We start from the raw sequence: 12,502 nt of genomic DNA on the forward strand, positions 1-12,502 counted from the left end.
ATGAAACCAACACTTTTTACCCGAGTTTTAGCGGGTATTTTATCAATCACTATGGCGTGCTTGCCCTTACATGGTGTGGCCGCTGATGTGCAGCGCCAATCCGGCCTAAGCGGACAACAAGAAGGTAAGCAATTGCTGCAAAACTGGACGATGCCCGCACTCAATGGCAATACATTGTCGGTGCCGAATGGCAGTGGTAATGAGTCCATTAACTTGCAAGAGCTTTTCCCTGGTATGGATCAGGGCTCATTGGATGTCTTAACGGGCGTTTATGGCTCTGATGCCAGCATGAATCAATTGGGGACGCAGCGCCAAGAGAGCATGGCATCCGAAAATGGCGCTACGGGTGAGGCGTTTCGCTCGCTCCAGCAAATCAAAGACAGGTCTCGGCCAGATATGGTCAATGATCCGCTTTGGGCATTAACCGATGCGGTTCAAACTGACCCAAATCTATTAACGCAAAGCTTCCCAGGCTGTGAGTCTCAAGGTGAAGGCAGCCCAAACTACCAGCAATGTGACAGGCTCAATACAGCGGTTAACAGCTGCACTATTACTCACGATTACACGGCAGGCATTATTGAGCATGTTTCAGGGCCGATGAACCTTCGCTCTTGTGGTGAGGGGTGTCTTGAAGTTTGGATAGGACGAATTGGCGACAACTACTGGAGTGGCCGTTGTAAGGTGTTTGAACAGGCCATCACACTCAAAGTCGTGAATCCCGATGCGATTACCTCAGCCGTTCTTGAGTACGCCAAATGGGATGACTACATGCAAGTTTGGCTTGGCGATCAGAAAGTCTGGTCTGGGCCGAACAATAACTTTCCACCAGAAACGGCAGGTCGCTGCGAACTCAGTACCAGTTGGGAGCGCAATCCAAATACCGATCTCACTGCCAAGCTAAAAGCGGTAGAGCCCGGTTTAGAAGTGCCAGTCAAAATTCGCGTATCGGTCACTGGTAGTGGTGAGGGGTATGCACGCATCAAGGTACGCTTTGATCCAACCAAGGTGGTGATGAATGATAGTTGGTCACCACAGTCCTGTATCGAACAAGCCGCGGATATCCCGGCTAAGTTTTCAGACTACAGCATTCAATGCACGGATCAGCCGTCTTCAACCAACGGATGTACGGTGGTCAATGGTGTTTCAGTTTGTGAATCCTATTTTGTCCCAAGCCCAGTGGCTGGCATATCGCCTTTGTGTCGGCGTGTACAAGTCAGTGTGGATGATGAAAGCTATAAGGGGATTGAAAATGAGGCCTGCCAAGTGCTTGAAGCGAACCCTTCATGTGGCTTCATGTCGTCAGAATGTGCCGAAACCAATGATAAAGGTGAATGCATTCGTTTTACCGATACCTATGACTGTGGATTGCAAACCAGCGATCCAAAGTGTGTGGTATCCAATCTTATGCCGAGTAGTTTTGAGGCCTGTGAGCCTACTCATACGATTACGCCATTTACTGAAACCAAGTATGTACCGGATTACCAGGTGTGCGAGAAGATCAGCACGCTTACTCAGTGTCAGTTAGAGCGACGTGTATCTGCTGAAACCCATCAACAAAGCTGGTCCATTGAGCTCGGTTGCTTTAGCTCTGAAACGCTCAGCTTTGTTCCACAGCACAGCAGTACTATGCAAACTGGAAACGCGACGCTGAGAGTGTTTGATAATCAAAATACTGAGATAAAAATCACCGAGTCGCCGTCCAAGGCAAATGGCTGGAAAACGACACTCTCATTGACGGGCAACAAGGAGACGGTCACAGAGACGAAACCGTCCATTAAATACCCTGAAATGACCTGTCCAAAAGGAACCTTGGTTGGCTCATTGTGCAAGGTCGTTAATGGGTCGATTATTTCGTGGCATGAACCGCAGGAGGTCACGCGCTCCAAATGTGAGTCCGGCTGGAACAAAGTCGATTTCGATACTTGCAGCCGAGAAGTTCAGAAGTGTTTGGCTCCTGCGAAACTGAGCGCTTCCTTGGCCTTCTCTGGCAAATACTTAGAGCAAGACGTTGTTCATCAATCAAGTGATCCGGGCATAGACCAATGCTTGATGCAAACGGATCAGTTTACTGCGGTGCAGTGGCAGTGTTTGGATACGGGCACAAAACGAATCGACGGGTTAACGGTTGGTAGTGGCGAGTTGGCCAATCTTGGAAGCCTTTATCCGGCGGTTGTTTCGTCTCCTGCTCATTTAACCAGTCGTGGCAGCTCTGATGGACTGGGGCTTTCATGCTGGAGGGCAAGAGCGACCTACAATGCTTCGACTGCTCACCCAGAGTTCAACATGGGCAGCTCGGATAGCTGGGTAGATGCCAGTGGTAATACACAAACCATCGTCAATAATGGACAAAACACGACCACCAATATGTGTGCCGAGCTAGAGCAAAACCCGGCCTGCCAGTACGTCAGAACCGAATGCACTGAAGGCGGGGCTGGTCATGAAGGCTTCTGCTATATCCAAAGTTTGGTGTATGACTGCGGACAAAGCGTCGAAGTGCAAAATGCACGAATGGAAACTCAATACAACTGTGAGGGGCCAGTTCGCTGCATGGGCACAGATTGTTTAGAGCCAGAGTCAATCAAGCAGGCTAATTTTGCAGAGGCAGCTGCGATGCTTAATGCGGCGCAGTTTATGACCAATGATATGTCATGCACGGGAGCTGATGGCCAAGATAACGTCGAGTGTACGGTCTTTAAAGGTAATGCTGGCCAGTGCAAAAAAGCCGTTGGCGGCATAGTGGATTGCTGTGAAAAGCCAAGTGGCGTGTCGTTATCGGATTACATCACGATGATAGTTGCGGTCAACAAGCTTGATACGGCAGTCATGGCCATGAATCCGTCTTCGGCAATCTATGGTTCCTGGAATACGCTCAGGGAGCCAATAACGAGCACTTGGAGTGCGGTTAAAGAGCCTTTTGTGTCTGCATGGGACTCTCTCATGGGGGCAGGGCCATCAACGGCTGCTGGCGCGGGAGCGGAGCAAGCTGCGACAGGCTTCATGCAGGTGTTGACCAACAAAACGGCTGAATGGGTAGGTACGACCTTTGGTTCGGGGGCACAATCGGCTCTGTTTAGTAACGTTGGTGGCGCGGTTGGAGCCGATGGTGTCGTTTCGGGTGGTAACTTTGCGCTGGGTGGCGCTGCGGGCGCGGTTCTGAGTACGGTTATGACGGCCTACATGATTTATTCAGTCACCATGATCCTCATTCAGCTTATCTGGAAATGTGAGCAGAGTGAGTTTGAAATGAACGCTAAGCGGGTATTGAAGAGTTGCCATTATGTAGGCTCTTACTGCAAGTCTAAGTTCTTGGGTGCCTGTGTTGAGAAACGGCAGTCATATTGCTGCTTTACTTCGCCGCTTTCACGGATCATTCAAGAACAAGTTCGTCCGCAGTTGGGCCTTGGCTGGGGCAGTGCAAAGTCACCAAACTGCGAAGGTTTGACCGCGAGTCAGTTAAACCAGGTAGATTGGAGCCAAGTCAATCTGGATGAATGGATAGGTATCTTGTCGATAACAGGCAACCTACCCGAAGTACCGTCACTGGATCTGGAACGACTCACAGGCTCAGGAAGTACGCTAAACGTTGATGGAAATCGTCAGAGTGCCGCAGATAGAGCCATTGAACGGCTAAACGGAATGGATGCACAGAAACTGCGTCAGGAGGCGACGGAAGAAATTTCGGGGAATAATTGAGCGTATCCATCTAAAACAGCTTTGCCAATAATGTTCCATCATGGTTACTTTAATGAGCTTATTGCGCCTTAAGGTAACCAATTTGGCACTTTGGGCCTCTTATACTTTCTGTTCAGCGTGTGCGCAATTTGCTCTTATTTTTTACCATTTTCAGACTTAGGAGGCTGCTGCAAAAAGGAAAAGCTGATAGTCTGGCACATATAAAATTTATGATAAAAGGAAAATTAATAATGCCTAATTTCGATCAAAACTTTGAAGCTACTCGTTTGTCTATGCTTTCAAAACAACACCCTGACATTGTGAAGGTGTCGGGTGAGGTGGTGTTTCGTGCGGAAGATGACGAAGACCGCCTAAGCGGAACATCTTGGACTCTTGAAGATGACATTTTTGATCAGGTCACCGAATCAGGCTTCAAATTACACTTGCTTGAACTTCTGGATAATTTCATAGAATACCGAGGTCAATGTAACGAGCTGCCGAAAAAGGAAGGGATTGTGCGTTTTGGTGGTGGCACTTTAAATATTGAATGGCTACCTAATGGAACTACCCATCTATCCAAATGATGTTTTATAAGAACCAGCCTGAGTTTTCCTATGGATGATAAATATGTTTCAGAAATAGACTGTCTTGATAAGTTAATGGTTGCATGGTCAGAGGCATTCCCGAAGGATTGGTATTTCAACTACGATGGAGTGATTTCAACTGAGGACTGGGATAGTTGTGGTAAAAAAGTTTTGTTTGTTTTAAAGGAAACAAATGAAGCAAAGCAAAATATTGTCAACGCTATTAATAGGGCTATTGAGGTGAAGGCAAGTGGATGGTGGCGAGGAAAGGTTCTTCGTCGGGTGGGGCGTTGGGCTTACGGACTTCAAAAATATGATGGGGCTGTGCCGTCACTGAGAGATGCTAAATTAAATGAAAAAAATGCAGTTAAGAATATTGCATACATAAATATAAGGAAAACATCTGGAAGTGCGCGAACCGACCAAAAATCATTTGACGCCCATGCCAAAGAATTTGCCCCTTTTGTTCGAAGGCAAATTGAGTTGATTAACCCTGATATTGTTGTGCTTTGCGGCACATATAATCAAGTTAAACGTTACGTATTCCCTGAGCTTAAAAAAGTTAGCGAACGAGTGCATGTTAATGACGGGGTTGTCTTCATCAATGCCTTCCATCCTGCCGCAAGAAAAAAGTCGGCCATGCTTTATCATCAAGTACTCGATAACTACCACGCTTACAAAAATCATATATAACCAATGCTTGAATAGTTATATGCAGCGCAAGCCTTGCGTCGTATCTTGAAAAAGCCCCTTCAAGAGGGGCTGTGTGATGGGAGCCGTTCGCTAGTTGGCGGGAGTATCTGTTTCCTCTTCAGTGATATCGTCATCGGTTGAAGGCACCGCTTGCTCAACTTCTGCTTCTTTACCCTTAGCTTGGGCTGATTTTCGTGCACGAATTTCGATATCAATAATGCGTCGTGCAAGTTTGATAATGCGCTGTTGCCATGCGTAGTTGCCATCAACACGTTGCTTGTTACTAAGCACGCTAGATAACCAGAGTGTGTCCATTGAGATCATCAACGAATCGAGTTTGCGCACTAAGCCGACAAACTGGCCAACCTGAGGCGAGCTGATTTTAGCGTTGAAGGTAATCGGGTCGGTGTAGTCAGGTACTTCATCGATGCCGTTGGACTCCATCAATTTGTCCAAACGAGATTGTTCGTTGTCTACCGCCTTAGCGCAATCCTCGATCAACTGGCTAATGATCTGTTCCACTTCATCAATTTCGTTCTCATCGCCAATGATGCGCAGGATGACATCGATTCCGTAAAGCGCACTGACCGTCCGTCTAAAAACACGGTCAACGACACGTTGCGCCTGTAAGCTATTAATTGTGAATGATTGTTCAAAGATGGGTTTTGAGTAATTGGGTTTTGCTTGGGCCATAAGTTTGCTCCTGATATGACAATAATCAGTCCCTAGACTAATCCTCTGTGAGGTAATGGCCTTTCAGCTAGGTGGAAGAATTGAGCATCTTTCTGACTATCCTGTCTGGATAAGACGGTTACACTGACTATCAAATATTGCTGATCTGTTTCAGTGATATCTGCGCCTGAGAGCATGAGCTCAAAGGAAGCCCGCCGCTGAGTATTCTCAGTGGTACTAAGAGGTAGCTAGCCTCCTTAAACAAATAGCCTGCATGTTCTTACATGCTCAACCATGCGTTCCTTACGGTTCGCCTTTTCACCACCCAACTGGGGGAGTTTTCCCCAGTTGGGGGTGACTCCTTCAAAACCAAATTATGGAGTCACCAATGGAATATATCTTCGGATTTATTATCCAAATCGCGGGCATTATGTTGCTAGCAAAACTGAGCTGGTCGCTTTTGCGATTGCTTGCTCGTCAAAGCGTGCGTCCGTTTCGATTTGTACTTACTCAAATCAAGCGATTGCTCACACCAACACCAAAACGTCGTCCAATGGCAGTGCCTAAAGCTCCTGGTATGCCCCGTTTGACATCTGCGTTTTACAAAGAGCCACATCAGTACGACATGGCTTTACTCGAAATACCAACCTATCTGCGTCGTCAGTCTTCTTTGCCCAGCCGGGTAGAAACGACTGTGTGCACAGAGTTCAACTAAGACGAGGAGAACATCATGAAAAACCAAGTAACACTCATAGGCTACGTTGGCTCTGAGCCAGAGACGCGAGCCTATCCATCAGGTGATTTGGTGACCAGCATTTCACTGGCCACTTCTGAGAAATGGCGCGACCGTCAATCCAATGAGCTCAAAGAGCATACGGAATGGCATCGGGTTGTTTTTCGAGATCGTGGTGGATTTAAGTTAGGGCTAAGAGCAAAAGATTTGATCCAAAAAGGAGCGAAGCTTTTTGTTCAAGGGCCTCAGCGCACGCGCTCATGGGAGAAAGATGGGATTAAGTATCGATTGACCGAAGTGGACGCGGACGAGTTTCTGCTTCTTGATAGTGTGAACAAAGCATCCGAGCCATCACCGGCAGATGATGCGGGCTCCCAAGGTAATTGGGCACAAACATATCCTGAACCAGATTTTTAACCGAGCGAAAACGCTTTAACCCAGCCGGGAGTACTTTCCCGTCAGGGTCAGACTCCCACTTTGATTGTCGGAGTCCACAATGGAAAAACCAAAGCTAATCCAACGCTTTGCTGAGCGCTTTAGTGTCGATCCAAACAAACTGTTCGATACCCTAAAAGCAACAGCATTCAAGCAACGTGACGGTAGTGCACCGACCAATGAGCAGATGATGGCGCTCTTGGTGGTTGCAGATCAGTACGGCTTGAACCCTTTCACCAAAGAGATTTTTGCGTTCCCTGATAAACAAGCTGGAATTATTCCAGTGGTAGGTGTCGATGGATGGTCTCGCATCATCAATCAACACGACCAGTTTGATGGCATGGAGTTTAAGACTTCAGAAAACAAAGTCTCCCTGGATGGTGCGAAAGAATGCCCGGAATGGATGGAATGCATCATCTACCGGCGCGACCGTTCGCACCCAGTCAAAATCACTGAGTATCTGGATGAAGTCTATCGACCGCCTTTTGAAGGTAACGGCAAAAATGGCCCTTACCGTGTAGATGGTCCATGGCAGACGCACACTAAGCGAATGCTAAGACATAAATCCATGATCCAGTGTTCCCGCATTGCGTTTGGCTTTGTGGGAATTTTCGATCAAGACGAAGCGGAGCGAATTATCGAAGGCCAAGCAACACACGTTGTTGAGCCATCAGTGATTCCACCCGAGCAAGTTGATGATCGAACCCGAGGGCTTGTTTACAAGCTTATCGAGCGGGCGGAAGCTTCAAACGCTTGGAATAGTGCATTGGAATATGCCAATGAACATTTTCAGGGTGTTGAACTGACGTTTGCGAAACAAGAAATATTTAATGCACAACAACAAGCAGCCAAAGCGCTCACACAGCCTTTAGCTTCTTAGCGCCACGCATTCATTTTACTAACCCTGGCGGGATTATTCTCCCGTCAGGGGGAAGGTCTCGTCTTTTTTTTGGAGATCTTCCATGACTAAATCAGCCTCACTTTTTCGCTTGGTATTGGTTGTTGCCCTTGTCGTAGGTTCGATTCAAGCCGGTAAAGCGGCAATTGATTCGGTTCAAGCAAGTGTTGTTCAGCACCAAACAGCGTTAGCACAAGCTGCAAAGTAACCACTTAACCCTGAAGGGGAGTTCTCTCCTTCGGGGGAGTCTCCCCCTCAAAGGAGACAATATGAAGGTTATCGACCTATCACAACGTACTCCTGCATGGCACCAGTGGCGCATTGCAGGGGTTACGGCATCTGAAGCCCCAATTATTATGGGGCGTTCACCCTACAAAACACCTTGGCGATTATGGGCAGAAAAAACCGGATTCGTATTACCGGAAGACCTGTCAAATAATCCTAATGTGCTTCGCGGTATACGGTTGGAGCCTCAAGCAAGGCGAGCATTTGAGAATGCGCATAATGACTTTCTTCTGCCGTTATGTGCTGAAGCTGATCATAACGCAATCTTTCGAGCCAGCTTTGATGGCATCAACGATGCGGGCGAACCCGTTGAACTGAAATGTCCTTGCCAGTCAGTTTTTGAGGATGTGCAAGCTCACAGAGAAAAAAGCGAGGCGTACCAGTTGTATTGGGTGCAAGTACAGCATCAAATACTGGTCGCCAATAGCACGCGTGGTTGGTTGGTATTCTATTTTGAGGATCAACTGATTGAGTTTGAAATACAACGAGACGCGGCGTTCTTAACTGAATTGCAAGAAACAGCGCTTCAGTTTTGGGAGTTAGTACAGACCAAAAAAGAACCGTCAAAATGCCCTGAACAAGATTGTTTTGTTCCCAAGGGTGAAGCCCAATACCGCTGGACATAGCTGTCTCGGCAGTATTGCTCAGCACATTCCGAAGTTGTCCGACTGGAAAATCACATTAAATCTTTGAAAGAGGAAATGCGAGAAGCTCAGTCAAAATTGGTCGCTATGATGGGTAATTACGCTCATGCCGACTATGCTGGGGTCAAACTCAGCCGCTACATGATGGCAGGTACGGTGGACTATAAGCAATTGGCCACCGATAAGTTAGGCGAGCTGGATGAACAGGTTTTAGCTGCTTACCGAAAAGCGCCACAAGAGCGGTTGCGCATTAGCACCAATAAGCCAGAGCAGCCCGTTGAAACACCAATCAAAATCAGCCTTGAGCAAGAGAACTTGGTTCTGCCAGGTGACTCGCCGAGCTCATTTTACTTTTAACGTTCACTTGGAGCCGATTTCGGCTCCTTTCTCATGCGCTTATATCGAGTGCATCAGAAAGCAGTTTCACTCGTAGCCAATACTGGGTACGAATGATAGAGCGAGCTGAACTCTTACATACACAGCCATACCACGATCAACACACCACCCGACGGGGACTTCATTCCCTGTTGGGGCATGGGGCCTCGTCAAAACTGATGAGGTTTACCATGACTGAACAATCCCCATTTTTGGTTCAAGTGAATCAAGCGTTTAATGTCCCGGCTCCTGATGCTTTCGTTCTGGAAGGATATGGTGCCGACACTACCCATCCAAACATTCCCGTTCGCAAGGACGAGTATGTTTTTAGAAAAGAAGACTTACGTGACGTATTGGCGTTCTTGTCTCACCCAGACGGTGACGGTTTGTATATTACAGGCCCCACGGGATGCGGTAAGACCTCGCTAATTTGCCAAGTTGCTTCTCGATTGAATTGGCCTGTTCAGCAAATTACTGCGCACGGTCGATTGGAGTTGTCCGATCTTATCGGTCACCACACACTGGTTAATGGCAACATGACCTTTGTGTATGGGCCGCTGGCACTGGCTGTCAAGCATGGCCATTTGCTGATCATTAATGAAATGGATCTTGCTGAGCCTGCTGAACTGGCTGGGCTCAATGACATTTTGGAAGGTGCCCCGTTGGTCATCGCACAAAATGGCGGTGAGATCATCATGCCACATGCCAAGTTTCGTTTTATCGCTACCGGCAACAGTGCGGGCAGCGGTGACCAAACGGGCTTGTATCAAGGTGTGCTCCAACAGAATTTGGCTTTTCTTGATCGCTTTAGAATCATCGAAGCGACCTATGCAGAGCCTTCTGTAGAGGAAGCCATTCTGGAGAACGTTGCGCCGGGCTTGCCAGAAGTCTTTCGCCAGAAAATGGTGAAAGTGGCTGGTGACATTCGTCGTCTCTTTATTGGGGGCGCGGATGGCGGTGCTGAGCTTAGTATCACCATGTCCACTAGGACCTTGGTGCGCTGGGCAAAGTTAACACTTGCTTTCAAAGGTGCTCCTAACGCAGTGGAGTATGCACTGGTTCGGTCTTTGACGGCTCGTGCTGAGTTGGAGCAACGTGAAGCTATTCACCGTATTGCCGCTGATGTCTTCGGTGACCACTGGGAGGATTGATGATGGAAAAGTGCTTTGCTCTTTACCGTTACAGTCATTCTGATGGGACAGCCAAAGAATGGGCCATTTACGTTGGATCAGACACCCAGGAGATTGAAGTTCGGTTTGGAAAAGCTGGTCAAATGTCGCAGCAGCGATTGATTGACTCGACTGATCCTAACGCTGAAGCAGACCGACGAATCAATGAGAAAATCAACAAGGGTTATCGATTTGTTGGACAAGTCGGCATTGATCATCAAGGGCGGCCATTTGAACTCTCAAATGCGCTAGATAGCGTCGCGTGCGCCAATAACGTCAGTTGGGAGTTTCGTACTCGCAAGGACGTCAATGGCCAAATCTCGCTGGCTCAAAAAGCGTTGTTCGATATGGCAAAGCTGCTTGAAGCCTATGGCTTGGCTGTTATTGATGATAACCAGGTCAGGATTGGAAAATGGTCATTAGGGTTTTGCAAAAGCGGATTACCTAGTACCAATCAAATCAGCATGGTGTCAGGTGAAGGCGCTGGCATTGTTAACACTGATGATGGCCCGTGGCCATTGTTGCTGTTACTGGCCTTTAAGCGTCAATTACCACCATTGTGTTCGCTCACAGTAGCGAGTCCTGAAGGGATAGAAGTATCCGACCAACTGAAGTTGGAAAAAGATGTATTGCGGTTGCTAGGCAGTGATTTAGAGCGGGTTCGCCCGATTGCTGAAGCACTGGACTTAATGCCTGCGAAAATCGATCTCAACCAATCGTCGCCTGATTCGCAAAATTACTATTTCTGATAGTGGTATTGCCATTAGCGCGTCAACTACTACCACCCAAACGGGGGCCATTGCTCCTGTTGGGAGTGGTGCGTCCCCATCTCGCATGAGGATGCACTATGAGTATTCAAACCCTCGACAAACTTTTGATTTGTCACATCGACTGTTCCATCTGGAGCGGTAGAAAAAAACTAAGGCCTGAAGATTTCAGATTAGCCAATGGCAGCCAACTTCCACCGAAGGATGTTGCCAGCTTAGGGAGTAAAAAAATTTGCGACCCAGAGGCATTGGCGAACTTTGAACGGCTTAAAAAAGAAGCGCAGCGCTTGTGTGAGCAAGTCGGTGTGCGGTTTTTAGGTGGCTATGCCGCCCCTGAAGACCGAATTGATCAGATTGTTCCAGAGCTTGACCGGATCGGTCAGGAGTTTGCGCAGTGTAAGCAGTTGTTCTTGGACAACTATGATCAGGTGACGTTTGACTGGGTTGCGAAACACCCGGAATTTGCAGATGCAATCCGGCGTGCGCTGTCACCCATCGAAGACGTGGAACAACGGCTTCAGTTCGATTATGCCATCTATCGAATGCAACCGGCTGAACAAGCTGGAGGCTTAGATGACAAGGTCAATGGTATGGGACACACCCTCTTTAGGGAGGTGGCTCGTGATGCCAATGAACTGTTTGAGCGTTCCGTTGCAGGCAAGAATCAAATCAGTCAGCGAGCCCTTAATCCGCTCAAGCGATTAAGAGACAAGTTGGATGGTTTGTCCTTCCTGGATCATCGAGTTCAGCCGATGGTTGAAGCGATGGACAATTTATTTGTTCGTCTGCCGAAGACCGGCCCTGTGACAGACAATCTCTATCACGAACTGATGGCGACCATTTTAATTTTGTCTGATCCAGACAAGATGAGAATGCACGGTGAAGGTCAATTGGATATCAGACAACTGATGCCCAAACCTGAACCTAAACCCGCACAGCCAGTATCTGCTCAGGCAGATAACTTACGTGCAATACCACAACCAACCGTCAGACCAAACCTTGGTTCGACTGTACCAAACTCATTTTATTTCTAACGTCCTTGAGGGCATGTTGCCCTTAAGGGCGCATGTCCTCTGAACTATGTAAGAGGAAATTATGCAATCAACCATCCATAACCCCAGCCAACTGAACCAGTTTGAACCGCATTTTCGTGGTGTGACTGATGCGGTTGAAAGTGAATCGATACCAGAAGTGGCGTGTTGTCGAACGTTAGTACAACGGTCGTACTCAACACATAGTGTCTTGATCCCCAAGAACCCTGTTTTGATCGCAGATGCGGACGCACAAGGAGTTTGGGTAACGGCCATGGTATTTGTTCCAAACATGGCATTGCAGCAAACCGCTTTTGAGCGGGCCTGGCTGCAATATCAGCACGAGGTGTCTACTCAGTTACAAGACCAGTACGGTCTGACATTGGATGACATCCTGAGTTTAGACCAGCTTAAAACGTCATTTGAGCAGCACGAGAGTCCAGCTCAATTGGTGGCTTGGTTAGGTCAAAAATATGACCTGGATAAGCTAAAAGCACAGGTTTAAACACTTACATTCCCAGCGGGGAAACGCTCCCGCTGAGGG

14 protein-coding genes are annotated in these 12,502 nt (G+C 47.8%); 13 read left to right on the forward strand and 1 reads right to left on the reverse strand.

Annotation, left to right across the window (positions count from 1 at the left end):
* The 3 genes from traN to PSF11_RS06805 all read left to right on the forward strand — a co-directional run bounded on the left by traN (window position 1) and on the right by PSF11_RS06805 (window position 4,949).
* A complete protein-coding gene (gene traN / locus PSF11_RS06795) occupies window positions 1-3,693 on the forward strand; it encodes a conjugal transfer protein TraN (protein WP_111804989.1) in 3,693 nt (1,230 codons plus the stop codon).
* Between the two features lie 230 nt (window positions 3,694-3,923).
* Window positions 3,924-4,256: a hypothetical protein gene (locus PSF11_RS06800; protein ID WP_001132435.1), complete on the forward strand. Its 333-nt coding sequence runs from the start codon at window positions 3,924-3,926 to the stop codon at window positions 4,254-4,256.
* A gap of 30 nt (window positions 4,257-4,286) precedes the next feature.
* On the forward strand, window positions 4,287-4,949 hold the full coding sequence (locus tag PSF11_RS06805) for a hypothetical protein (RefSeq protein ID WP_000342215.1): 663 nt from the start codon (window positions 4,287-4,289) through the stop codon (window positions 4,947-4,949).
* Between the two features lie 90 nt (window positions 4,950-5,039).
* On the opposite strand, the gene PSF11_RS06810 is transcribed toward PSF11_RS06805, so the two are convergent.
* Window positions 5,040-5,642 carry a hypothetical protein gene (locus PSF11_RS06810; RefSeq protein ID WP_022614423.1) on the reverse strand — a complete coding sequence of 201 codons (603 nt, stop codon included), beginning with the start codon at window positions 5,640-5,642 and terminating at the stop codon, window positions 5,040-5,042.
* A 367-nt stretch (window positions 5,643-6,009) separates the two neighbouring features.
* On the opposite strand from PSF11_RS06810, the gene PSF11_RS06815 reads away from it, so the two are divergent.
* From PSF11_RS06815 to PSF11_RS06855, 10 genes are all read left to right on the forward strand, one after another.
* Window positions 6,010-6,336, forward strand: a complete 327-nt coding sequence (locus PSF11_RS06815; protein ID WP_060554883.1) for a hypothetical protein — start codon at window positions 6,010-6,012, stop codon at window positions 6,334-6,336.
* Between the two features lie 15 nt (window positions 6,337-6,351).
* Entirely contained in the window at window positions 6,352-6,771 is a 420-nt protein-coding gene (locus tag PSF11_RS06820; protein ID WP_060554882.1) for a single-stranded DNA-binding protein, read from the forward strand.
* A gap of 79 nt (window positions 6,772-6,850) precedes the next feature.
* Window positions 6,851-7,669, forward strand: a complete 819-nt coding sequence (bet, locus tag PSF11_RS06825) for a phage recombination protein Bet (RefSeq protein ID WP_000414662.1) — start codon at window positions 6,851-6,853, stop codon at window positions 7,667-7,669.
* A gap of 82 nt (window positions 7,670-7,751) precedes the next feature.
* The gene (locus tag PSF11_RS06830) at window positions 7,752-7,895 is read left to right on the forward strand and encodes a hypothetical protein (protein WP_000167275.1); all 144 of its coding nucleotides are present in this window, start codon (window positions 7,752-7,754) and stop codon (window positions 7,893-7,895) included.
* Between the two features lie 61 nt (window positions 7,896-7,956).
* Window positions 7,957-8,598, forward strand: a complete 642-nt coding sequence (locus PSF11_RS21275) for a YqaJ viral recombinase family nuclease (RefSeq protein ID WP_442958767.1) — start codon at window positions 7,957-7,959, stop codon at window positions 8,596-8,598.
* A gap of 75 nt (window positions 8,599-8,673) precedes the next feature.
* Window positions 8,674-8,973: a hypothetical protein gene (locus PSF11_RS21280; protein ID WP_442958768.1), complete on the forward strand. Its 300-nt coding sequence runs from the start codon at window positions 8,674-8,676 to the stop codon at window positions 8,971-8,973.
* 209 nt (window positions 8,974-9,182) lie between these two features.
* Window positions 9,183-10,142: an AAA family ATPase gene (locus PSF11_RS06840; RefSeq protein WP_067206276.1), complete on the forward strand. Its 960-nt coding sequence runs from the start codon at window positions 9,183-9,185 to the stop codon at window positions 10,140-10,142.
* 122 nt (window positions 10,143-10,264) lie between these two features.
* The gene (locus PSF11_RS06845) at window positions 10,265-10,909 is read left to right on the forward strand and encodes a hypothetical protein (protein WP_433597440.1); all 645 of its coding nucleotides are present in this window, start codon (window positions 10,265-10,267) and stop codon (window positions 10,907-10,909) included.
* Between the two features lie 98 nt (window positions 10,910-11,007).
* On the forward strand, window positions 11,008-11,961 hold the full coding sequence (locus PSF11_RS06850) for a DUF3150 domain-containing protein (protein WP_111804988.1): 954 nt from the start codon (window positions 11,008-11,010) through the stop codon (window positions 11,959-11,961).
* Window positions 11,962-12,022: 61 nt separating this feature from the next.
* Window positions 12,023-12,463, forward strand: a complete 441-nt coding sequence (locus PSF11_RS06855) for a hypothetical protein (protein WP_111804987.1) — start codon at window positions 12,023-12,025, stop codon at window positions 12,461-12,463.
* Window positions 12,464-12,502: the final 39 nt, after the last annotated feature.

It is taken from the genome of Providencia sp. PROV119 (genome assembly GCF_028482435.1).
In the GTDB taxonomy this organism is placed as follows: domain Bacteria; phylum Pseudomonadota; class Gammaproteobacteria; order Enterobacterales; family Enterobacteriaceae; genus Providencia; species Providencia stuartii.

Excerpts from the sequence above, each read along its gene's own strand:
- PSF11_RS06845 (WP_433597440.1), top strand. The coding sequence starts at position 10,265 with ATGTCGCAGCAGCGATTGATTGACTCGACTGATCCTAACGCTGAAGCA.
- PSF11_RS06820 (WP_060554882.1), top strand. The coding sequence starts at position 6,352 with ATGAAAAACCAAGTAACACTCATAGGCTACGTTGGCTCTGAGCCAGAG.
- PSF11_RS06805 (WP_000342215.1), top strand. The coding sequence starts at position 4,287 with ATGGATGATAAATATGTTTCAGAAATAGACTGTCTTGATAAGTTAATG.
- PSF11_RS06810 (WP_022614423.1), bottom strand. The coding sequence starts at position 5,642 with ATGGCCCAAGCAAAACCCAATTACTCAAAACCCATCTTTGAACAATCA.
- traN (WP_111804989.1), top strand. The coding sequence starts at position 1 with ATGAAACCAACACTTTTTACCCGAGTTTTAGCGGGTATTTTATCAATC.
- PSF11_RS21280 (WP_442958768.1), top strand. The coding sequence starts at position 8,674 with ATGCGAGAAGCTCAGTCAAAATTGGTCGCTATGATGGGTAATTACGCT.
- PSF11_RS06855 (WP_111804987.1), top strand. The coding sequence starts at position 12,023 with ATGCAATCAACCATCCATAACCCCAGCCAACTGAACCAGTTTGAACCG.
- PSF11_RS21275 (WP_442958767.1), top strand. The coding sequence starts at position 7,957 with ATGAAGGTTATCGACCTATCACAACGTACTCCTGCATGGCACCAGTGG.
- bet (WP_000414662.1), top strand. The coding sequence starts at position 6,851 with ATGGAAAAACCAAAGCTAATCCAACGCTTTGCTGAGCGCTTTAGTGTC.
- PSF11_RS06840 (WP_067206276.1), top strand. The coding sequence starts at position 9,183 with ATGACTGAACAATCCCCATTTTTGGTTCAAGTGAATCAAGCGTTTAAT.
- PSF11_RS06800 (WP_001132435.1), top strand. The coding sequence starts at position 3,924 with ATGCCTAATTTCGATCAAAACTTTGAAGCTACTCGTTTGTCTATGCTT.
- PSF11_RS06850 (WP_111804988.1), top strand. The coding sequence starts at position 11,008 with ATGAGTATTCAAACCCTCGACAAACTTTTGATTTGTCACATCGACTGT.
- PSF11_RS06830 (WP_000167275.1), top strand. The coding sequence starts at position 7,752 with ATGACTAAATCAGCCTCACTTTTTCGCTTGGTATTGGTTGTTGCCCTT.
- PSF11_RS06815 (WP_060554883.1), top strand. The coding sequence starts at position 6,010 with ATGGAATATATCTTCGGATTTATTATCCAAATCGCGGGCATTATGTTG.